Annotated in this window: 23 protein-coding genes and 1 pseudogene; 15 read left to right on the forward strand and 9 right to left on the reverse strand. The window is 67.8% G+C overall.

All coding sequences use genetic code 11. From position 1 onward, the window contains the following. Positions 1-50 precede the first annotated feature (50 nt). Together ybeY and A9K58_RS15955 are read right to left on the reverse strand one after the other, a co-directional pair. Positions 51-536, reverse strand: a complete 486-nt coding sequence (gene ybeY / locus A9K58_RS15950) for an rRNA maturation RNase YbeY (RefSeq protein WP_065200279.1) — start codon at positions 534-536, stop codon at positions 51-53. Beyond that, the gene (locus tag A9K58_RS15955) at positions 533-1,519 is read right to left on the reverse strand and encodes a PhoH family protein (protein WP_065200280.1); all 987 of its coding nucleotides are present in this window, start codon (positions 1,517-1,519) and stop codon (positions 533-535) included. Before A9K58_RS15955 ends, ybeY begins: the two co-directional genes overlap by 4 nt. Positions 1,520-2,057: 538 nt before the next feature. Here A9K58_RS15955 and A9K58_RS15960 point away from each other — a divergent pair. From A9K58_RS15960 to A9K58_RS15970, 3 genes are read left to right on the forward strand one after another with little or no spacing between them, the layout of a single operon-like run. Further along, complete coding sequence (locus A9K58_RS15960; protein ID WP_065200281.1) at positions 2,058-3,014, forward strand: HlyD family secretion protein; 957 nt, start codon at positions 2,058-2,060, stop codon at positions 3,012-3,014. A gap of 20 nt (positions 3,015-3,034) precedes the next feature. Then, entirely contained in the window at positions 3,035-3,958 is a 924-nt protein-coding gene (locus tag A9K58_RS15965) for an ABC transporter ATP-binding protein (protein WP_065200282.1), read from the forward strand. Beyond that, a complete protein-coding gene (locus A9K58_RS15970; protein ID WP_065200283.1) occupies positions 3,955-5,067 on the forward strand; it encodes an ABC transporter permease in 1,113 nt (370 codons plus the stop codon). Before A9K58_RS15965 ends, A9K58_RS15970 begins: the two co-directional genes overlap by 4 nt. Positions 5,068-5,226: 159 nt before the next feature. Here the strand turns inward: A9K58_RS15970 and miaB are convergent, their stop codons facing one another. After that, positions 5,227-6,645 (reverse strand): tRNA (N6-isopentenyl adenosine(37)-C2)-methylthiotransferase MiaB, encoded by a 1,419-nt coding sequence (miaB, locus tag A9K58_RS15975; protein ID WP_065200284.1) that lies wholly within the window; start codon positions 6,643-6,645, stop codon positions 5,227-5,229. Positions 6,646-6,840: 195 nt separating this feature from the next. After that, positions 6,841-7,461: a glutathione S-transferase family protein gene (locus A9K58_RS15980; RefSeq protein WP_065200285.1), complete on the reverse strand. Its 621-nt coding sequence runs from the start codon at positions 7,459-7,461 to the stop codon at positions 6,841-6,843. Between the two features lie 78 nt (positions 7,462-7,539). On the opposite strand from A9K58_RS15980, the gene A9K58_RS15985 reads away from it, so the two are divergent. From A9K58_RS15985 to A9K58_RS16015, 7 genes and pseudogenes are all read left to right on the forward strand, one after another. Further along, positions 7,540-8,508, forward strand: a complete 969-nt coding sequence (locus tag A9K58_RS15985; RefSeq protein WP_065200286.1) for a helix-turn-helix transcriptional regulator — start codon at positions 7,540-7,542, stop codon at positions 8,506-8,508. Positions 8,509-8,554: 46 nt separating this feature from the next. Beyond that, positions 8,555-9,472, forward strand: coding sequence for a lytic transglycosylase domain-containing protein (locus tag A9K58_RS15990; RefSeq protein WP_065200287.1), 918 nt, complete (start codon positions 8,555-8,557; stop codon positions 9,470-9,472). A gap of 183 nt (positions 9,473-9,655) precedes the next feature. Further along, a complete protein-coding gene (petA, locus tag A9K58_RS15995; RefSeq protein ID WP_065200288.1) occupies positions 9,656-10,276 on the forward strand; it encodes a ubiquinol-cytochrome c reductase iron-sulfur subunit in 621 nt (206 codons plus the stop codon). Continuing rightward, positions 10,276-11,535 (forward strand): cytochrome b, encoded by a 1,260-nt coding sequence (locus A9K58_RS16000; RefSeq protein WP_065200289.1) that lies wholly within the window; start codon positions 10,276-10,278, stop codon positions 11,533-11,535. Before petA ends, A9K58_RS16000 begins: the two co-directional genes overlap by 1 nt. Beyond that, positions 11,528-12,277, forward strand: coding sequence for a cytochrome c1 (locus A9K58_RS16005; protein ID WP_065200290.1), 750 nt, complete (start codon positions 11,528-11,530; stop codon positions 12,275-12,277). Before A9K58_RS16000 ends, A9K58_RS16005 begins: the two co-directional genes overlap by 8 nt. Before the next feature lie 134 nt (positions 12,278-12,411). Beyond that, a pseudogene (locus tag A9K58_RS16010) lies at positions 12,412-13,046 on the forward strand (glutathione S-transferase N-terminal domain-containing protein). Positions 13,047-13,130: 84 nt separating this feature from the next. Beyond that, on the forward strand, positions 13,131-13,583 hold the full coding sequence (locus tag A9K58_RS16015; RefSeq protein WP_065200389.1) for a ClpXP protease specificity-enhancing factor: 453 nt from the start codon (positions 13,131-13,133) through the stop codon (positions 13,581-13,583). Between the two features lie 87 nt (positions 13,584-13,670). On the opposite strand, the gene A9K58_RS16020 is transcribed toward A9K58_RS16015, so the two are convergent. The 4 genes from A9K58_RS16020 to A9K58_RS16035 form a co-directional block, all read right to left on the reverse strand. Continuing rightward, positions 13,671-14,021, reverse strand: coding sequence for a DUF3301 domain-containing protein (locus A9K58_RS16020; protein WP_065200390.1), 351 nt, complete (start codon positions 14,019-14,021; stop codon positions 13,671-13,673). Between the two features lie 67 nt (positions 14,022-14,088). Further along, entirely contained in the window at positions 14,089-15,090 is a 1,002-nt protein-coding gene (locus A9K58_RS16025; RefSeq protein WP_065200291.1) for a DUF2272 domain-containing protein, read from the reverse strand. A gap of 182 nt (positions 15,091-15,272) precedes the next feature. Beyond that, on the reverse strand, positions 15,273-16,124 hold the full coding sequence (gene nadC / locus A9K58_RS16030; protein ID WP_065200292.1) for a carboxylating nicotinate-nucleotide diphosphorylase: 852 nt from the start codon (positions 16,122-16,124) through the stop codon (positions 15,273-15,275). After that, positions 16,121-16,390: a Trm112 family protein gene (locus tag A9K58_RS16035; protein ID WP_065200293.1), complete on the reverse strand. Its 270-nt coding sequence runs from the start codon at positions 16,388-16,390 to the stop codon at positions 16,121-16,123. The genes nadC and A9K58_RS16035 overlap by 4 nt, the downstream gene beginning before the upstream one ends. A gap of 58 nt (positions 16,391-16,448) precedes the next feature. On the opposite strand from A9K58_RS16035, the gene purE reads away from it, so the two are divergent. From purE to A9K58_RS16050, 3 genes are all read left to right on the forward strand, one after another. Beyond that, the gene (gene purE / locus A9K58_RS16040; protein ID WP_065200294.1) at positions 16,449-16,952 is read left to right on the forward strand and encodes a 5-(carboxyamino)imidazole ribonucleotide mutase; all 504 of its coding nucleotides are present in this window, start codon (positions 16,449-16,451) and stop codon (positions 16,950-16,952) included. Continuing rightward, complete coding sequence (locus tag A9K58_RS16045) at positions 16,949-18,097, forward strand: 5-(carboxyamino)imidazole ribonucleotide synthase (RefSeq protein ID WP_065200295.1); 1,149 nt, start codon at positions 16,949-16,951, stop codon at positions 18,095-18,097. The genes purE and A9K58_RS16045 overlap by 4 nt, the downstream gene beginning before the upstream one ends. A 126-nt stretch (positions 18,098-18,223) precedes the next feature. Beyond that, entirely contained in the window at positions 18,224-18,565 is a 342-nt protein-coding gene (locus tag A9K58_RS16050) for a carboxymuconolactone decarboxylase family protein (RefSeq protein WP_065200296.1), read from the forward strand. 73 nt (positions 18,566-18,638) lie between these two features. On the opposite strand, the gene A9K58_RS16055 is transcribed toward A9K58_RS16050, so the two are convergent. After that, positions 18,639-19,217, reverse strand: a complete 579-nt coding sequence (locus tag A9K58_RS16055; protein ID WP_065200297.1) for a superoxide dismutase — start codon at positions 19,215-19,217, stop codon at positions 18,639-18,641. 176 nt (positions 19,218-19,393) lie between these two features. On the opposite strand from A9K58_RS16055, the gene grxD reads away from it, so the two are divergent. Both grxD and A9K58_RS16065 read left to right on the forward strand, forming a co-directional pair. Then, positions 19,394-19,657, forward strand: a complete 264-nt coding sequence (gene grxD, locus A9K58_RS16060; RefSeq protein ID WP_065200391.1) for a Grx4 family monothiol glutaredoxin — start codon at positions 19,394-19,396, stop codon at positions 19,655-19,657. Further along, the gene (locus A9K58_RS16065) at positions 19,654-20,451 is read left to right on the forward strand and encodes an SDR family NAD(P)-dependent oxidoreductase (RefSeq protein WP_065200298.1); all 798 of its coding nucleotides are present in this window, start codon (positions 19,654-19,656) and stop codon (positions 20,449-20,451) included. The genes grxD and A9K58_RS16065 overlap by 4 nt, the downstream gene beginning before the upstream one ends. The last annotated feature ends 70 nt before the right edge of the window (positions 20,452-20,521 follow it).

Genomic DNA, 20,521 nt, shown 5'->3' on the forward strand with positions numbered 1-20,521 from the left:
GGGGGAGGGGCGATGCAGTGGAGCCGAGCGTAGGCGCGGCTGCACGGGCCTCAGCGCTCGCCCGCGTACGGGTCGGCGATGCCAAGTTCGGCCAGGATGTCGCGCTCCAGCTGCTCCATCGCCTCGGCCTCCTTGTCGTCCTCATGGTCCCAGCCGAGCAGGTGCAGCACGCCATGCACGGTCAGGTGCGCGTAGTGGGCGTTGAGCGCCTTGCCCTGTTCGCCGGCCTCCCGGGCGACCACGGGGGCGCAGATCACCAGGTCGCCGAGCAACGGGAACTTGACGCCCTTGGGCAGGCCTTCGGGGACCTCGGCGGGGAAGCTGAGCACGTTGGTGGCGTAGTCCTTGCCGCGGTAATGGCGGTTCAACGACTGCCCTTCCTTGGCATCGACCACCCGGATGGCGAGGTCGGCCTCGCGGATGCGCCCCTTCAGCGCGGCTGCCACCCACCGGCGGAAACTCACCGCCGACGGCAGGCCGGCCCGCGGCAGGGCGTAGCTGACGGCGACGTCCAGTCGCACGGGACCACGGGTCATGGCGTTGCTCCAGGCTGGATCTGATGCAGGTCGCGGCGGTCGTAGGCGCTGACGATGCGGGCCACCAGAGGATGGCGGACCACGTCGCGGGATTCGAAGAACGTGAAGCTGACACCCTCGACGTCGCGCAGCACGTCGATGGCATCGCGCAGGCCCGACTTCACGTGCTTGGGCAGGTCGGTCTGGGTCAGGTCGCCGGTGACCACTGCAGTCGAGCCGAAGCCGAGCCGGGTCAGGAACATCTTCATCTGCTCGATGGTGGTGTTCTGGGCTTCGTCGAGGATCACGAACGCGTCGTTGAGCGTACGGCCGCGCATGTAGGCAAGCGGCGCGATCTCGATGACGTTCTTCTCCAGCAGCTTTACCACCTTTTCCACGCCCATCATCTCGTACAGGGCGTCGTAGAGCGGCCGCAGGTAGGGGTCGACCTTCTGGCTCAGGTCGCCGGGCAGGAAGCCGAGCTTCTCGCCGGCTTCCACCGCCGGGCGCACCAGGATCAGGCGCTGCACCCGCGATTCGTTCAGGGCCTCGACCGCGCTGGCCACGGCCAGGAAGGTCTTGCCGGTGCCCGCCGGGCCGATGCCGAAGTTGATGTCATGGGTCGCGATCTGGTGCAGGTAGCGGCCCTGGTTGGCACCGCGGCCGCGCACGGTACCGCGCTTGACCCTGATCGCCACCTCCTGCGCTTCGTAGGAACGTTCGGCGATCTGCTCGACATTGGCCTGCGCCAGGCGCAGGTGGATGGCATGGTTGTCGAAGGTGGTCTCGCCGGCTTCCGCGTACAACGCTTCGACCAGCTTCTGCGCCTCCGCGATGGCCTCCTTTGGCCCGCTGATGCGGAATACGAAGCCACGGTTGGCGATCTCCACGCCGAGCTTCAGCTCGATCTGGCGCAGGTGGCCATCAAAGGGGCCGCACAGGTTGGCCAATCGCTCGTTGTCTTCCGGCGACAGGGTGAAGTCTCGATGATCGATGCTTTTCATTGCTCGGGGTGGGGCGGATGCCTTCCACCGCAGTGTATCCAGGGAAGACAAGGGTAGCGCGCGCACCGGGCGCGCGGCCAGCAGGAAGGGCGATACAGGGTTTTCCACATCGGGTGTGGACGGGACTTGCCGAATCCTGTGGATAGACCCCGGCAGGTCTTGTGCCACAAGCATCATGAGCAGGTGGTGAAATAATCGTCATGGCCTGCGGTGGTGCACGCACCGGCCGTCCGGAAACGCGGGGCCGGGCAGGCGGAAGCGCAGGGCTGCACGCGCCGGCGGGCCACCGGCCGGCCCCGGGGGCGCCGGTCCATCATGGCGGTAGTGCAGGTTGCGTTGCCGTGCGAGCTCCGCCGATGCCGTGCCGGTTTTCCACACGCGCTGTGGAATGATGCTGAATCAAGCTGTGGATAGGTGGCGCGGACCCTTGTGGCAAAAGGCTTGCCAAGGCGTGGTGAAAAAACCGTCAGGGCTGATCGGAATCATTGTGGGTGCACGCGGTGCATGGCACCGTGGCGCCGTCGCTGGAGGGAATGGCATGGGCGTCGGCAACGGGATGCGTGGAATCGGGCTGGCGGGCCTCGGCCTGCTGGCGGGATGCGGCCAGTCAACGCCGACAGCGTTGGGTACGCTGGAGTGGGACCGGATCACGGTACCGGCGCCGGCGGCCGAAGTGATCGCCACGGTGGATGTGCGCGAGGGCCAGCGGGTCAAGGCCGGCGCCGTGCTGATGCAGCTCGATCCGGCCCGGGGCGACGCGCAGTTTGCCGCCGCGCAGGCCGAAACCGCGCGTGCACAGGCACAGCTTGAGGAACTGACGATCGGCCCGCGCCAGGAACAGATCGCTCAGGCCTGGGCGCAGCTGGTCGCGTTGCGCGCGCAGGCCGCTGAAGCCAGCGCGTACTACCGCCGGGTGCAGCCGTTGGCTCGCCAGCGCCTGGTCGCGGCCGCCGAGCTGGACCGTGCACGGGCCGCCGCCGGCAATGCCGAGGCCAGCGTGCGTGCCGCCGAACAGGCCTGGCTGGAGCGTGTACATGGCAGCCGCGCGCAGGACATTGCCCAAGGCCAGGCGGCCGCCGATGCCGCGCAGGCACAGCAGGCGGTGCAGGGTGTCAACCTGCAGAAGCTGCGGTTGCGCGCGCCGCGCGATGGCGTGGTCGATGCCTTGCCCTATCGCCAGGGAGACCAGGCACCGATCGGCGCACCGCTGGCGGTGCTGCTGGTCGGTGAGCGCCCCTATGCCCGCGTCTACCTGCCACAGCCCTTGCGCCTGCAGGTCAGGGTCGGGCAGGCGGCGCAGATACAGTTGGAAGGAGGCACTACCGTATTGAAGGGGCATGTGCGCGCCATCCGCAGCGAACCCTCGTTCACCCCGTACTACGCATTGACCGGTGACGACGTCGAGCGCCTGAGCTATCTGGCCGAGATCGAAGTGGACACGGCCGCCGACATGCAGAAGCTGCCCGCGGGGCTGCCGGTGCGGGTGAGCTTCTGAGCGCCGGCGACGACATCGCGGTGCGCGCGCGGGCACTGACGCGTCGCTTCGGCGATCTGCTGGCGGTGGACAGCGTCGACCTGGCGGTGCCGCGTGGCCAGGTCTATGGCTTCCTGGGCCCGAACGGCTCGGGCAAGTCGACCACCATCCGCATGCTGTGTGGCCTGCTGGAGCCGAGCGCGGGGCAGATCGAAGTGCTGGGCCTGTCGGTGCCGGAGCAGGCCGAGGCACTGCGCCGACGCATCGGCTACATGACCCAGCGCTTCTCGTTGTACGAAGACCTGTCGGTGCGCGAGAACCTGGAGTTCCTCGCCGCCATCCAGGACCTGCCACGCGGGCAGGCACGGCAACGGGTCGATGCGCTGCTGCGGCAGTATCGCCTGCAGGACCGGCAGGTGCAGCTGGCCGGTACGCTCAGTGGCGGGCAGAAGCAACGCCTGGCGCTGGCCGGAGCGGTCGTGCATTGCCCCGAGCTGCTGTTCCTGGACGAACCGACCAGTGCGGTCGATCCAGAGTCGCGCCGTGACTTCTGGGAAGCCCTGTTCGAGCTGGCCGACGCCGGTACCACGGTGCTTGTCTCCACCCACTACATGGACGAGGCCGAGCGCTGCCATCGCCTGGCCATCCTCGATCGGGGGGCCCTGGTGGCCGATGGCACGCCGGGCGACCTGTGCTCGCGGCTGGAAGGGCGGACGCTGCAGGTCACGTCCTCGCAACCACGCCAGGCCAGCCATGCGCTGGCCGGACTGCCCGGGGTACTGAGCGTGGCGCAGATCGGCACGCAGCTGCGCGTGTTGTGCAGCGAGGGTACGACCGATTCACCGGCACTGCGGGACGCATTGGCCAGTGCCGATCCCAAGGCGCACATCGAAGCGGTGGCACCGAACCTGGAAGACGTGTTCGTCGCTGCCACGCGGGGACGAGGCCGGGAGCCGGCGGCATGAACCTGCGCCGGCTATGGGCGATCATGCTCAAGGAACTGCGGCAGCTGCGCCGTGACCGCATCACCCTGGCGATGATCGTCGGCATTCCGGTGATGCAGCTGCTGCTGTTCGGGTATGCGATCAACCTCAACCTGCGCCACCTCGACGCCGGCGTGGCCGACCAGGCCAACAGCGCCGCCTCGCGCGCGCTGGTGCAGGACATGGTCGCCACCGGCGTGATCACGCCGCGCGGCAAGTTCTACACGCCGGACCAGCTGATGCAGGCGCTGCGCCGCGGCGAGATCAGCGTGGGCGTCGTGGTACCGGCCGACTTCGAGCGCCGCCGCTTCGATGGGCGCGAGGCGGTGCAGGTGCTGGTCGATGGCAGTGACACGGTGGTGCAGAGCGCGGCAATCCAGTTGGCGCAGGTGCCCTTGGATACGCGCCCGGCAAGCAATGCGCGGCCGCTCCGCGAAGGCAGCATCGCCAGTGGCCCGGTCAGTGTGATCAGCTTCTACAATCCGCAGCGGCGCTCGGCGGTGAACATCGTGCCGGGCCTGATCGGGGTGATCCTGACCATGACCCTGGTGATGTTCACCGCAGTGGCCGTGGTGCGCGAGCGCGAGCGCGGCAACATGGAACTGCTGATCGCCACGCCGGTATCGCGCAGCGAGCTGATGGTCGGCAAGGTATTGCCCTATGCGGCCATCGGCCTGCTGCAGACCACGCTGGTGCTGGTGCTTGGCACGTGGCTGTTCGAGGTGCCGATCCGCGGCAGCCTGCTGGACATCTATCTTGCCGCGGTGCTGCTGGTGCTGGCCAACCTGGCGCTGGGCCTGCTGATCTCAACGCGTGCGCGCTCGCAGTTCCAGGCGATGCAGATGACGCTGTTCCTGTTCCTGCCCTCGATCCTGTTGTCGGGCTTCATGTTCCCGTTCGCTGGCATGCCATCGCCGGTACAGTGGCTGGCCGAGGTGCTGCCACTGACCCATTTCCTGCGCCTGGTGCGCGGCATCATGCTGCGCGGTGCCTCGCTGTGGGAACTGTGGGCGGATGCGCTGGCGCTGCTGGCCTTCATCGTGGTGATGATGACGCTGGCGATCCTGCGTTTCCGCAAGCGTTTGGATTGAGGTATGCCGACCAACGGTCGGCATCCACCCCGGTAGGTGCCGGCCGCCGGCCGGCATCAACTCCGGTGGGTGCCGACCACTGACCGGCATCAACTCCGGTGGGTGCCGACCACTGACCGGCATCAACTCCGGTGGGTGCCGACCGTTGGTCGGCGCACCTTACTCCGCCACCACGCGCCCGCGCAGCGAATTGGTCAGCGCTTCGGTGATCATCACGTCCACGAACTGGCCGATCAGGCGCGCCGGCGCCGGGAAGTTCACCGAGCGCATGTTCTCGGTCTTGCCGGTCAGCTCGTCCGGATTCTTGCGCGAGGGCCCTTCCACCAGCACGGTCTGCACGGTGCCGACCATCTTTTCGGAGATGCGGGCGGCATGGGCGTTGATGCGTTCCTGCAGGCGCGACAGGCGCGCGTGCTTCTCGGCATCGCTGAGCGTGTCCTCCAGGTCCGCGGCAGGAGTGCCCGGGCGGCGCGAGTAGATGAAGGAGAAACTGTGGTCGAAGCCGATATCCTCGATCAGCTTCATGGTCTTCTCGAAGTCGGCCTCGGTCTCGCCGGGAAAACCCACGATGAAGTCCGAGCTGATCGAGATGTCCGGGCGGACTGCGCGCAGCTTGCGGATCTTCGACTTGAATTCAAGCGCGGTATAGCCGCGCTTCATTGCCGAAAGCACGCGGTCGCTGCCGGCCTGCACCGGCAGGTGCAGGAAGTTGGCCAGCTGCGGCACATCGCGGAATGCGTCGACCAGCGAATCGCTGAACTCCAACGGATGCGAAGTGGTGAAGCGGATGCGGCCGATACCGTCGATCTCGGCGATGGTGCGGATCAGCAGGCCGAGGTCGGCGAACTCGCCGTCGCCGTAGGGGCCACGATAAGCGTTGACGTTCTGGCCGAGCAGGTTGATCTCGCGCACGCCCTGTGCGGCCAGCTGCGCAACCTCCACCACGACGTCCTCGAACGGCCGGCTGACCTCGGTGCCGCGGGTGTAGGGCACCACGCAGAACGAGCAGTACTTGGAGCAGCCTTCCATGATCGACACGAACGCCGAAGGCCCTTCCGCACGCGGCTCCGGCAGGCGATCGAACTTCTCGATCTCGGGAAAGCTGATGTCCACCTGCGGGCGCTTCTGCTCGCGCCGCGCGCGGATCAGCTCCGGCAGGCGATGCAGCGTCTGCGGCCCGAACACCAGGTCCACGAACGGTGCGCGCTTGATGATCGCCTCGCCTTCCTGCGACGCAACACAGCCGCCCACGCCAATGATGACGTCGCGGCCCTGGTTCTTCAGGCCCTTCCACACGCCCAGCTGGCTGAACACCTTCTCCTGCGCCTTCTCGCGGATCGAGCAGGTGTTGACCAGGATGACGTCGGCGTCCTCCGGCGTGTCGGTCAGTTCCAGGCCATCGCTGGCGGCGAGCACGTCGGCCATCTTGGCCGAGTCGTACTCGTTCATCTGGCAACCGTGGGTCTTGATGTACAGCTTGCCTTTCACCTGGTCGGGCTTGCGCGGACCGGCGGGCAGGGCAACGAGCGGGGTACCGCCCTGCGGGGCGGGCGGGAAGACGTCTGGCGTCCCGGTCATGGCGCTTAATCCATTCGGGTGGCGGGAGAGCCGGCAATTCTACCTGCATCCAGAGCCACCCGCCGCGCCCTTGTAGAGCCGAGCCCACGCTCGGCTGCTCTTCCCGCTTCCCATGGGGCAGCCTGGCATGGCCTGGCTCTACTGAAGCCAGCCGAGCGTGGGCTCGGCCCTACAAGGGAAGCCAGCCGGCGCTCCTTACGCCGCCACCAGCTCCGCGTCGATCTGCCGCGAACGGTCAAAGGGAGTCAGCGCGCTCATCCGCGCGATGTATGCCGCGGTTGCCGGCGCCGGCTGCACCAGGCCGAAAGCGCTGGTCCATGCCAGCGCGTTGCCCCACAGCACATCGGCAGCGCTCATCATCTCGCCCAGCAGGTAGGGCCCCTGTGCCAGCTGCGCCTCGATCACCTGCAGCACGGTCTCGGCATCGTTGTAGGGCGACATCGACTGCGGCGGCGGATCGCGGCGCATCGCGCGGTCGATCATCGCCGGCTCGAAGCAGGCGCCATAGAAGGCCATCCAGCGCAGGTACGGGCCGCGCAGCGCATCGCCGATCGGCGGCGCCAGCCCGGCCTCGGGGTACAGGTCGGCCAGGTACAGGTAGATCGCTACCTGTTCGGTCACCAGCGCGCCGTTGTGGACGATGGCCGGCACCTTGCCCATCGGGTTGATGGCAAGGTAGGCCGGGGCCAGATTGGCACCGGCCTTCAGGTCCAGCACCTGCATGCGGTAGTCGGCACCCAGCGCTTCGAGCAGGGCCACGGCGCCGCTCGAGCGCGAGCGGGCAGCGTGGTACAGGGTGATCTGGCGGGACGTCATGGCAATGCTCCTTGCAGCGGGTGGCGAAGGAGGCCATCGTGGTCCACTATTGCGGACGAAACCTGTCCTCGATTCTTCATGCGCCATACCGCCCATCGACTGCTCCGCCTGATCGCCCTGCTGCAGGCCCGTCGCCAGTGGTCGGGGGCCGAACTGGCCGAGCGCATGGGCGTGGACCGGCGCAGCATCCGGCGCGATATCGAGCGCCTGCGTGAGCTGGGCTACCCGGTACGGGCATCGGCCGGGGTCGGCGGCGGCTACCAGCTGGGCGCAGGGGCGCCGGTGCTGCCGATGCTGCTGGACGAGGAGGAAGCCACCACCCTGGCCATTGCGCTGCGTGCGGCATCGGCCACCGTCGCCGGCATCGATGACACTGCGCGCGGCCTGTTGTCCAAGCTCGATCCCCTGGTGCCGACCCGGCGGCGCCAACAGGCGGGAGAGGTGCATGCCGCCACTGCCACCTTGTCCGACCTGCCGGCTACCGACGCGCGCCTGCTCGGGCAGTTGGCCCAGCATTGCCGGCAAGCGTCGCGCCTGGCCTTCGAATATCGCAGCGCGCAGGATGTGGTCACCCAGCGCGAGGTCGAGGCACAGCACCTGGTCAATTACGGGCGGCGCTGGTACCTGCTGGCCTGGGACCTGCTGAGGCAGGACTGGCGCACCCTGCGTGTCGACCGGATGGGCCCGGCGCGTGCAATGACCGGGGCAGGCCTGCACCGGCGTACCCCGGCGCCGCCGGACGTCATGGTGCGGCAAGCGGTCAGCCAGGCCCCCTTCGCGCTGCAGGCCATCGTGCGCCTGGCAGGCAGCCAGGCGGAGCTTGAAGGCCGGATTCCTCCCTGGTGCGGGGTGCTTGAAGCCGATGGCCCGGACCATTGCCTGCTGCGCATGGGCGCGGAGAGCCGCGGCATGATGCTGGCGCAGATCCTCAGCCTGGACCGCGTTCCGGTGGCGCTGTGGACCACGCCGGCCGGGCTGCGCGACGAACTGGCACAACGCCTGGCGGGGCTGGGTGAGGTGCTGGCTGTGCCGCCGGTCACAGGCTGAGCCGCGTCGCTTGGCAAGCCCCGGCGAAGCTGGGACACTCGCCGCCATGAAGGGGATACTGGGGACAACGGCGATCGTCATCGCTGCGCTGACCGCTGCGCCGGCCAGTGCCGGCACCCTGTACAAATGCCAGGGCGCAGATGGTGTCACCAGTTATGTGAGCAAGCGCGTGGCCGGGGCCCGCTGCAGCACCATCAGCTACAGCCGGGATACCCGGGCCGCACCGCGCCCGGTGGTGGCGGCACCACAGCCCGCGCCTGCCATCGCAGCCGGCATCGAGCGCAATCCTGCCGCAGTGGAAGCGCGTGGCGCGGTGTCCGCAGCGGCGCCCGCGCCCGCGGCGGTGTCCGCACCCGCGCCCCCGCCTGCCTCGCGGGGCGGTCGCATGGTCAGTGGCCAGGTCTATTCCTTCATGAAGGATGGCGTGCGCCACTACACAAGTGCACGTCCGACCCAGGTGGCCAACCTGGGTCCGGTGCGGACCATCCGCTACAGTTTCATGGAGCGCTGCTTCGCCTGCGGTGCCAACCCGCGCGTGGACTTCGGCACGGTGCGCCTGAACACCACCGCGTTCCAGAGTGAGATCAGCGCGGCCGCGCGCGAGTTCGGCGTGGAGGAAGCAGTGGTTCGCGCGATCATCCACGCCGAGTCGGCCTACAACCCGACGGCGCTCAGCCGCGCCGGCGCGCAGGGGCTGATGCAGCTGATGCCGCCGACCGCTGCCCGCTTTGGAGTCAGTGATTCCTACGACGCCGGGCAGAACATCCGCGGCGGCGTGCAATACCTGGCCTGGTTGTTGAAGCGCTTCAACGGCGACCTGACCCTGGCGGCGGCCGGCTACAACGCCGGCGAAGGTGCGGTGGACCGCCACGGTGGCGTGCCACCCTACAGCGAAACCCAGTACTACGTGCGCCGGGTCGGGCAACTGGCCGAGCGTTACCGCACCGCCCTGAGCCACCAGTAGGTGCCGACCGTTGGTCGGCACTCCCTTGAACGGGTAGGTGCCGACTGTTGGTCGGCACTCCTTGCAAAGAGCGTTGTGTGGCGCGCGACGGTTCCGCTACACTCGCCCATGATTCAATGCGGCTCTGGCCCCCACCGGACCGCTGGCAGCCTTAAAGCTACCTAATCAATATCGGAGTGCCGGATGGCCAACGATGGGGTACACGATCCAGTCAACACCGGACGTCGGCGTTTTCTTTCTGCCACCACAGCCGTGGTGGGTGCCGTCGGCGTCGGATTCACCGCCGTTCCTTTCATCAAATCCTGGAACCCCAGTGCCCGCGCCAAGCTTGCCGGCGCACCGGTGGTGGCCGACATCAGCGCCCTGCAGGAAGGCCAACGCCTGATCGTGGAATGGCGCGGCCAGCCGATCTGGATCGTCAAGCGGTCCAAGGCCATCCTTGATGCGCTGCACGGGCTGGATGGCCGCCTGAAGGATCCCGAGTCCGGCGAGAAGGACCAGCAGCCGGATTACGTGCTGAAGCAGAACCCCGAACTGCGTTCGATCAAGCCGGAGATCTCGGTACTGGTCGGCCTGTGCACCCACCTGGGCTGCTCGCCGGAAATGGTGGCCGAAATCCGGCCCGAGCCCTACGATCCGCAGTGGAAGGGGGGCTATTTCTGCCCCTGCCACAAATCGCGCTTCGACATGTCCGGCCGCGTCTTCAAGGACGTGCCGGCGCCCATCAACCTGAAGGTGCCCGCGCACCACTACCAGGACGACAACACCATCATCATCGGTGTCGATCCGCAGGGGGCTGCCTGATGGCCAATATCCTCAGCCGTACCGCCAGCGGCGTCGCCGACTGGGTCAACGCCCGCGCGCCGGGCCTGATGCCGGTCTACCGCAAGCACGTCAGCGAGTACTACGCGCCGAAGAACTTCAACCTCTGGTACTACTTCGGCTCGCTGGCACTGCTGGTGCTGGTCAACCAGATCGTCACCGGCATCTTCCTGACGATGCATTACAAGACCAGCGCCGCCGAGGCGTTCGGCTCCATCGAATACATCATGCGTGACGTGGAGTGGGGCTGGCTGATCCGCTACATGCACTCCACCGGCGCATCGCTGTTCTTCATCGTGGTCTACCTGCACATGTTCCGCGGCCTGCTGTATGGCAGCTACCAGAAGCCGCGCGAGCTGGTGTGGATCCTCGGCATGCTGATCTACCTGGTGCTGATGGCCGAGGCCTTCATGGGCTACGTGCTGCCGTGGGGCCAGATGTCGTTCTGGGGCGCCAAGGTGATCATCTCGCTGTTCGGCGCGATACCGGTGATCGGCAACGGCCTGACCGAATGGATCATGGGTGACTACCTGCCCAGTGATGCCACGCTCAACCGTTTCTTCGCGCTGCATGTCATCGCGTTGCCGCTGGTGCTGCTGCTGCTGGTGGTGCTGCACCTGGGTGCGCTGCACGAAGTGGGCTCGAACAATCCCGATGGCGTGGAGATCAAGAAAGGGCCGAAGGGCAACCGCTGGTCGCCGAACGCGCCGGCCGACGGCATTCCGTTCCACCCGTACTACACGCTCAAGGACGGTGTTGGCGCCGGCTTCCTGCTGGTCATCGCCGCCTTCATCATCTTCTTCGCACCGGGTTTTGGCGGCCTGTTCCTGGAACACGACAACTTCACAGAAGCCAACCGCCTGGTCACTCCGGAGCACATCAAGCCCGTCTGGTACTACACGCCGTACTACGCGATGTTGCGCGTGGTGCCGAACAAGCTCGGCGGCGTGCTGGTGATGTTCTCGGCCATCGCGATCCTGTTCCTGGTGCCGTGGCTGGACAAGGCCCGGGTGAAGTCGGTGCGTTACCGCGGCTGGATCTCGAAGGTAATGCTGGGCGTGCTGGCGGTGTGCTTTGTCTGGCTGGGCGTGATCGGCTCCGGGCCCGGCACCGACGTGCATGAAACCTACATCGGGCGGGTGCTGACCTTCCTGTACTTCGCGTTCTTCATCACCATGCCGCTATGGACAAGGTTGGACAAGACCAAGCCGGTACCGGAGAGGGTGACCACGCATGACTGAGCGCTGGATGGTCCGGCTGGCCCTGGCGGCCACCCTGATGCTGGGCAGTTTCCTGGCCTCCGCCGCCGAGAGCGGCACCAAGCTGCTGCAGGCCGGCAACGACCTCGGTGACCGCGCATCGCTGCAGCGCGGCGCGCAGCTGTACATGAACTACTGCTCCGGCTGCCATGCGCTGAAGTACCTGCGCTATTCGCGGATGGCGCAGGACCTGGGGCTGAGCGAGGAAGAGGTGATGAACAACCTCAACTTCACCGGCTCGGCGATCGGCGAACCGGTCCCGGTGGCGATGCCCAGGGAAAACGCGGAGAAGTGGTTCGGCAAGATGCCGCCGGACCTCAGCCTGATCTCGCGGGTGCGCGGCAGTGATTGGGTCTACACCTACCTCAAGTCGTTCTACCTGGACAGCAGCCGGCCGCTGGGCTGGAACAACGCGCTGTTCGCCAATGCCTCCATGCCCAACCCGTTGTGGGAGATGCAGGGCCTGCAACATGCCGTGCACGGCAAGGCCGAAGGCCCGGGCATGGACCCGCCGGTGACCGGGTTGCGCATCGAGACACCGGGATCGGTGGACCCCGGCCAGTACGACCAGGCGGTGCGCGACATCACCAACTTCCTGGAGTACGCCGGTGAACCGGCCGCTCTCAAGCGCCAGCAGCTGGGCGTCTGGGTCATCCTGTTCCTGGCCCTGCTGACCTTCCTGCTGTATCTGCTGAAGAAGGAATACTGGAAGGACGTTCACTGATTCTGCCGCCGATCATCGCGCGGGCCTATTGGCTTTTGTGATGGCCGGTTGCACACTCGGGGAGGAGTCGACCGCTGGCACGGTGCCAGCGGCGCCGATGCGGCAGGCGGTCTCCTGTCGTGGGAGAGCCTTTGATGGCGGCGAGCGTACGCATGCGCAATACACTGACGCTGTTTTCCTCGAACGACGACGTGCTGTGCCACCGTGTACGCCTGGCCTGGCAGCCAAGGGCGTCACCTACGACTTTGTTCCGGTTGATCCACAGAATCCGCCCGAAGACCTGATCGACCTCAATCCGTACCACTCGGTGCCGACCCTGGTCGAGCGCGAACTGGTGTTGTACGCCGCCTCGGTGGTCAGCGAGTACCTGGACGAGCGCTATCCGCATCCGCCGCTGATGCCGGTCGACCCGCTGTCGCGTGCGCGCATCCGGCTGGCCATGCTGCGCATCGAGCATGACTGGGTGCCCCAGGTCCAGGCCATCCAGCTGGGCAACAAGACCCAGGCCGAGGCCGGACGCAAGCGCCTGAAGGAACTGCTGACCGCGTCGCTGCCGCTGTTCAAGGCCAGCAAGTTCTTCCTCAACCCGGAAATGAGCCTGGCCGATTGCGCGATGGCGCCGATCATCTGGCGCCTGCAGTCGCTGGATGTGCCGCTGCCGAAGGACGGCAAGGCGATCGAGGACTACGGCAACCGCATCTTCCGCCATCCGGGGTTTGTCCGGAGCCTGACCGAGCAGGAAAAGAAGCTGCGCGACCTGCCGGCCTGATCCAGGCAGGCGCCAACCGTCTGCGTGCCGACCGGCGTGCAGGCGATTCGCCCCGGCAGCGCGCCGGGCGCGTACACTTCACGCATGACCGAAGACTTCTTCCACATGACCAGCCACCGCCCGTACCTGCTGCGGGCGCTGGTGGAATGGATCAACGACAACCAGCTGACCCCGCACATCCTGGTCGACGCCGGCGTCCCCGGCGTGCAGGTCCCGCCTTCGGCGGTCAAGGATGGCCGGGTCGTGCTCAACATCGCCGAACGCGCTGTCGTCCGGCTGATGATCGACAACGAGATGGTCAGCTTCTCGGCCCGCTTCTCCGGCACCAGCTATCCGGTGCAGGTGCCGATCAGCGCCGTGCTGGCCGTCTACGCCCGCGAGACCGGGCAGGGCATGGCCTTGCCGGATGACATTCCGGGCAGCGAAAGCGCACCGGCCAGCGACGAGCTGCTGCACGACGAAGGCACCCCGCCGGACGATACGCCGCCGGCCAGTCCGCCGCCGAAGGGCCGCCCGAACCTGCGCGTGGTCAAGTAACCATTCCGACGCCGCCCTCGATGGGCGGCGTTTTTCTTTGCCCGTCTGGCGGTGGGTGCCGACCGTTGGTCGGCACATCTTCAAACCCTAGACATCCTCCGCATCGCCCACATCCGGCCGGATCTGGCTGATCCGCGCTGCACCGGGGCCGGTGAACGAGATCAACTGGTCGCCGCGCAGGACCATGCGGCCCACGTGGCGATCGATGCCGTCGTAGGAATACTCGAACTTGAAAGTGCGCTCAAAGCCCAGCCGGCCATCCTCGCCGCGCGAAAGGCGCAGGCCGGTGGCATGCACCGCCTGGTCCAGCCACTGCACGTCGGCGGCGCGGCAGGCATTGCGGCCGAGCTCCACCGCGCGCTCGGCGGCCGAACGCGCGGCATTCCAGAAGAAATAGATGATTCCGCCGGCAATCAGCAACAGCAGCAGGGTGGGCATGGCGTCAGCCGTCAGCAGTCGATCCCGCAAAGATGGCGGCGAACGCGCGCTGGTTCAAGCGCTGGATTCATCGCCGCGATGACGGATCGCCAGGTATCGGCTGCGTGGGCGCGGTGGTCGGTTGGGGCGCGGGGCCAGGTTGCATCGGCGTTGCCGTGGGCGAGGGCCTCAGCAGCGGTGAGGTGGCTGTCAGCTGCAGCAGGGCCGCCCAGTCCTGGCGGTTGAAGCTGCATTCGTCCTCGCGCCCGGGCGTGCAGCTGGGGTCGACGCCGGTGCTGTTGCGTTCGCGCGCCGGCGGCAGCTTGATCAATCCGGTGCGGTCCAGCGGCAGCAGCCGCATCGCCACCGTGTTCATCACGTTGCCACCTACCAGGTACAGGGTCTGGTCGCCGCCAAGGTTGGCCGCCACCACGACTTCGCAATGGGATTTCCAGTGGCCCACCGAGCCGTTGCCCAGCGCCTGCACCAGCCCGTTGTAGCTGAGCGTGCTGCTGCGATCGCGCAGGAAACACAGCAGATCGCCGGGCGCGGGTTTGGCCGTGGCCGGATCGGCCAGCCGGTACGGCAGGCCCGAAGGTCCGCCCTGGTACGCGGCCCGGATGTAGTCGATGTGGCGCGGCGACGTGTTGAAGCCGGGAACGCCGGCCTGAACCATCACCCAGGAAATGAAGGCCGCCGACCACGGGTTGTCGACCAGGAACGCGCGGCAGTCGCTGTCGGTATAGCGCGTGCCCAGCGGTGCCAGGCAACTGCTGGCGCCGGCGATGCTGCCCATTGCGTTGAGCGTGCCGCTGTTGCGCCAGTAGCCGGCCACGCGCTGCCAGGCGATCAGTCCGTTGTCCGCCAGGTGATCGCTTTCGGCTTCGGTGAGGCTGAGGCTGGCGGCGCGGCCATCGCGATCGATGAAGGGGCGGAACCACAGCCGGTGCTCGTTGCAGGCGGTATTGCGGATGGCCACCGCCAACGGGCTCAGGCCGAAGCGGGGTGGCACATCGCAGGCCTCCGCAGCGGCTGCGGACAAGGGGGCAGCCGCCAGCAGCAGGCAGGCAGGCAAGAGCATCCGGCGCATGCGCGGCTCCTGTGGGGGGATGGTTGCAGCGTCGCAGAGGCTGGCGTAGCCGAGCCGTGAAGGCGTCCCGGGTCGTGTAGAGCCGAGCCTACGCTCGGCTCATCGCGCAAAGCGCGTGCAGGACGCGCCGCAGATCGAGAAGCAGCCGAGCGTAGGCTCGGCTCTACAAGGTCCCGCAGGCCTCAACCCGGCGGCGGGCCCAGCTTCAACGACAGGTCGATGGCCTGCACGTGCTTGGTCAGCCCACCGATGGAGATGCAGTCCACGCCATCCTCGGCGATCGAGCGCAGGCCGCCGAGGCCCACGCTGCCGGACACTTCCAGCGGAATTCTGCCGGCAGTGACCCGCACCGCCTCGCGGCGCAGGTCCGGGCTGAAGTCATCCAGCAGGATGCGTTCGCAACCTGCTTCCAGCGCCTGCCGCAGCTGGGCCAGGTCTTCGACCTCGACCACCAGCGGCAACTGCGGCCACTGCCGGCGTGCGGCGGCCACCGCCGCGGCCAGCGAACCGGCGGCGCGGATGTGGTTCTCCTTCAGCATGACCGTGTCGTACAGCCCGAAGCGATGGTTCTCGCCACCGCCGCAGCGCACTGCGTACTTCTGCGCCAGGCGCAGGCCGGGCAGCGTCTTGCGGGTGTCGAGGATGCGCGTGCCGGTGCCGGCCACCGCCGCAACGTAGCGCGCGGTGGTGGTAGCGGTGCCCGACAACGTCTGCAGGAAGTTCAGCGACGTGCGCTCGGCGCTGACCAGGCTGCGGCTGCGGCCGTGCAGCAGGGCCAGCACGGTACCGGCGGTGACCGCCTCTCCCTCGGCGACGCGCCATTCGATGCGCACCTCGGGATCAAGGGCGCGATGGGTGGCATCGAACCAGGGACGGCCAGCGATCACCGCATCCTGCTTGCACAGCAGATACGCGCTGTCGGCCTGATCGGGGAGCAGGGCGGCCGTCACGTCGCCGCTGCCCAGGTCCTCGGCCAGCGCACGTGCGACATCGGCGGCGACCACGGCCGCATCGGGCGCCGGGAGCATGCTCATGCGGCCGGGAAGTCGGCGATCTGAGCGGTGGGAATGGCTTCCTCGGCCAGCAGCACCGGGATGCCATCATCCACCCGGAACACCTGCTTGCGGTCGCGGGTGACCAGCGCCTCGCGCAGCGGCTGCGCCAGCGGGTTGCCATCGGCCTTGTTCACTGCACCGGCGGAAATGGCCTTGTTGAGGGCTTCAAGGCCCTTGCCATCCAGCAGGCACAGGGGCTGGCGGGTGTCCGGTGACACCAGCAGGTCGAGCAGCTTGCGATCCATGGTTCTTCGTCTTGCGTGGAAGACGGCTAGAATACGTCTTTAAGGCAGGTGACGGCCAATGACCCCCAACCCGATCGCGCCGCTCGTCGGCATCGTCATGGGTTCCCGTTCCGACTGGGAAACCATGCAGCACGCGGCCCAGAAGCTTGAAGCCCTGGGCGTTCCGTTCGAAGTGAAGGTAGTGTCCGCGCACCGGACGCCGGATGTGTTGTTCAGCTACGCCGAGCAGGCGGGCCCGCGTGGCCTGCGCGCGATCATCGCCGGTGCCGGCGGAGCCGCCCATCTGCCCGGCATGATCGCGGCCAAGACGGCCGTGCCGGTGCTGGGCGTGCCGGTGCAGTCCAAGGCCCTCAACGGCATGGATTCGCTGCTGTCGATCGTGCAGATGCCGGCGGGCATCCCAGTGGCGACCTTTGCCATCGGCAACGCGGGCGCCTCCAATGCCGCGCTGTTTGCTGCGGCGATGCTGGCCCACGAGCAGCCGGCGGTCGGCCAGGCGCTGGATGCATTCCGGGCGCGCCAGACCGAAGATGTGATGGCCCACGACGACCCGCGCCGATGAGCAGGACCGTCGGCATCCTGGGAGGCGGCCAGCTCGCCCGCATGATGGTCCTGGCCGGTGCGCCGCTGGGGCTGCGTTTCGAACTGTACGACCCGGCAGCCGACGCCTGCAGCGGCCCGCTGGCGCCGCTCACCGTCGGTGCCTTCGACGATCGCCAGGCCCTGGCGGACTTCGCCGCCAAGGTCGATGTGGTCACCTTCGATTTCGAGAACGTGCCCGCCGACAGCGCGCAGTTCCTGGCCGACCGCGTGCCGGTCTATCCGCCGCCGGCCGCGCTGGCCGTGGCCCAGGACCGCCTGAGCGAAAAGACCCTGTTCCAGCAGCTGGGCATTCCGCTGCCGGCCTTCGCCGACATCCGCAGCCGTGACGAGCTGGCGGCGAAGGCCGCCGAGTTCGGCCTGCCGTGCATCCTCAAGACCCGTCGCCTCGGTTACGACGGCAAGGGCCAGTTCCGCCTGCGCAGCGAGGCGGATATCGATGCCGCGTGGGATGCGCTGGGCGCGCAGGTCGAGCGTACCGGCCTGATCCTCGAAGGTTTCGTGGCCTTCCAGCGCGAGGTCAGCGTGGTTGCGGTGCGTGGCCGCGATGGCAGCTTCGAGGCCTGGCCGGTCACCGGCAACTGGCATGTCGACGGCGTGCTCTCGGCCAGCGTGGCCCCGGCGGTGCTGTCGGTCGCCGAGCGCGATGCCGCGATCGGGTACGCCCGCCGTATCGCCGAACATCTCCAGTACGTCGGGGTGTTCGCACTGGAACTGTTCTGCCGCGATGGCGAGCTACTGGCCAACGAAATGGCGCCGCGCGTGCACAACTCCGGCCACTGGACCATCGAAGGCAGCGAGACCTCGCAGTTCGAGAACCATCTGCGCGCGGTGCTGGGCCTGCCACTGGGCAGCACCCGCATGCTCGGCCACGCCTGCATGCTGAACTGGCTGGGGGCGATGCCCGATCCGGCGCCGGTGCTGGGCCAGGCCAGCGGCCACTGGCACGACTACGGCAAGCAGCCGCGCGAGGGCCGCAAGGTCGGCCACGCCACGCTGCGCGACGACGATGCCGCGGCGCTGGCCGATGCACTGGACCAGGTCGGCCTGGAGCTGGATCGCCAGGCCCAGGTGGCGCCGGCGGTACACGCGCTGCGCAACCGCTGACCCCGGCGCGTGCCGGCCAACCGCCGGCACATCCCTGCATGCCTGCAACGGTGTGGCGCGCCGGTGCAGGCATCGGTGCAACATTCCCGGTGGTAGCGTGGAGCTCCTCTCACAGGAGTCACGACGATGCTCGACTGGAATGCCTACCGCCAGGAACTGAAGGGCCGCATCGGCGAGCTCGGCAAGCTCTCGCCGGACACGATCAAGGGCTACGCCACCCTCGCCAATGCCGGCGCGCAGACCCATCACCTGGATGCGAAGACCCGTGAGCTGATCGCGCTGGCAGTGGCAGTCACGACCCGCTGCGACGGCTGCATCACCGTGCATGTGGACGCTGCGCTGAAGCAGGGGGCCAGCCGCGAGGAAATCGCCGAGGCGCTGGGCGTAGCGGTGTCGCTCAATGCCGGCGCGGCGCTGGTGTATTCGGCGCGGGTGATGGATGCCGTGGCCGCGCACGAGAACGCGTGAAACTTGATCTGTAGCCGAGCCCATGCTCGGCTGCTGTCCGGCCAGCCGAGCATGGGCTCGGCTCTACGGGGCGTCAGCGCAGCTGGCTCTCGGCGAACTCCCAGTTCACCATCTGCCAGAACGCCTCCAGGTATCGCGCACGATCATTCTGGTAGTCGGTGTAGTAGGCGTGCTCCCAGACGTCGCAGCACAGCAGCGGCGTGCTCTCGCCCGTCAACGGGGTGCCAGCGTTGCGGGTGGCCTGGATCCCCAGCTGCCCGCCCGGATGCTGCACCAGCCACACCCAGCCCGAGCCGAACAGGCCCAGTGCGGCGCGGTTGAATTCTTCGCGCAGGCGCTGCACGTCGCCGAACTGGCGCTTGACCAGCTCACCCAGCCGTCCCTGCGGCTCGCCGCCACCGCGCGGGCGCAGGCACCGCCAATAGAAGCCATGGTTCCAGGCCTGGGCAGCGGCGTCGAACAGCCTGCCCTGGGCGTGTCGGACGATCTCTTCCAGTGGGGCGTCCTCCCACTCGGTGCCGACGATGCCGGCATTGACCGCATCCACATAGGCGCGGTGATGGCGGCCATGGTGCAGTTCCAGGGCCTGCGCGGACAGGTGCGGCTGCAGGGAGGCGGGGAGATAGGGCAGGGCAGGCAATTCGACGGGCATGGACAGGTTCGTGGCCAGGGGACGGCGGCAGCCGGTTCCATCCGCTTACAATGGCGGCTACCGTGGGCAGTCTAGCCGACCATCGCGGTCGGTTTGTCCGGCGAAGCAAGGAGTGTGGTTGTGGCGGTAATGCAGCAAATCAGGCCGAGGTCGATCGTTACCCGCTCGTGCTGTTCATGAAGGGCACCCCGCAATTCCCGATGTGTGGCTTTTCCAGCCGCGCCGTGCAGGCGTTGATGGCCGCCGGCGCGGTCAGCCTGCGCACGGTCAACGTGCTGGAGGAGCCGGAGATCCGGGCCAACCTGCCGCGTTTCTCGAACCTGCCGACCTTTCCGCAGCTGTTCATCAACGGCGAGCTGATCGGTGGCTGCGACATCGTCATGGAACTGTTCGAGTCCGGCGAATTGAAGCGCATCGTCGAAGAGGCGGCCCAGGGATGAGTGCCTGGCCATCGACGTCACCGACCGACGGGGCGCTCGATGGCCGCCCGTTGCAGGACCGGGTGGTGCTGGTGGCCGGCGCGGGTGGCGGGCTGGGTAGTGCGGCGGCGGTGGCTGCCGCCGCCGCCGGTGCCACCGTGGTCCTGCTGGGGCGCCGGCCGCGCCGCCTGGACCGTGTCTACGCCCAGGTCCAGGCCGTCGGCCCGGAGCCCCTGCTGTATCCGATGGATCTGGAGGGCGCCGGCCCCGATGACCATGCCGAGCTGGCCCAGGCCCTGCAGCGTGAGCTGGGGCGGCTCGACGGCCTGCTGGTCTGTGCCGCCCACTTCCCGGGCCTGACCCCGTTTGAACTGGCCGACCCGGCCAGTTTTGCCCGTGCCCTGCACGTCACCCTGACCGCACCGGCCTGGCTGGCCCAGGCCTGCCTGCCGCTGCTGCGGCAGCGCGAGGATGCGGCGCTGGTGTTCGCCGTCGATGCTCCCGAGCGGGTCGGGCAGGCCTACTGGGGCGGCTATGGCGTGGCCCAGCATGGCCTGCGCGGCCTGATCGCCAGCCTGCATGACGAGCTCGGCCGTAGTCCGGTCCGGGTCAGCGGCCTGTACCCGGGGCCGCTGCGTACTGCCCTGCGTGCGCGCGCCTATTCAGTCGACCAGGATCCGGCAGCGCAAGGGCCGGAGCGGGCCGCCGCCGCCGCTGTGACCCTGCTGTCCAGCGCGGGCAGCACTTGGCGGGGACGGATCCTTGATGCAAGCGCGGCGGTTGACGCCGGCGGTGCATGGGCTAAGGCGGAGTGAAGACGCCGTCACGATCGCGTTGCGATCCGGTGCCGTTTGTCGCACAACCGTCACATTGATGGCGTAGCGT

Origin of the sequence: Stenotrophomonas maltophilia, assembly GCF_001676385.1 — a bacterium.
In the GTDB taxonomy this organism is placed as follows: Bacteria; Pseudomonadota; Gammaproteobacteria; order Xanthomonadales; family Xanthomonadaceae; genus Stenotrophomonas; species Stenotrophomonas maltophilia_J.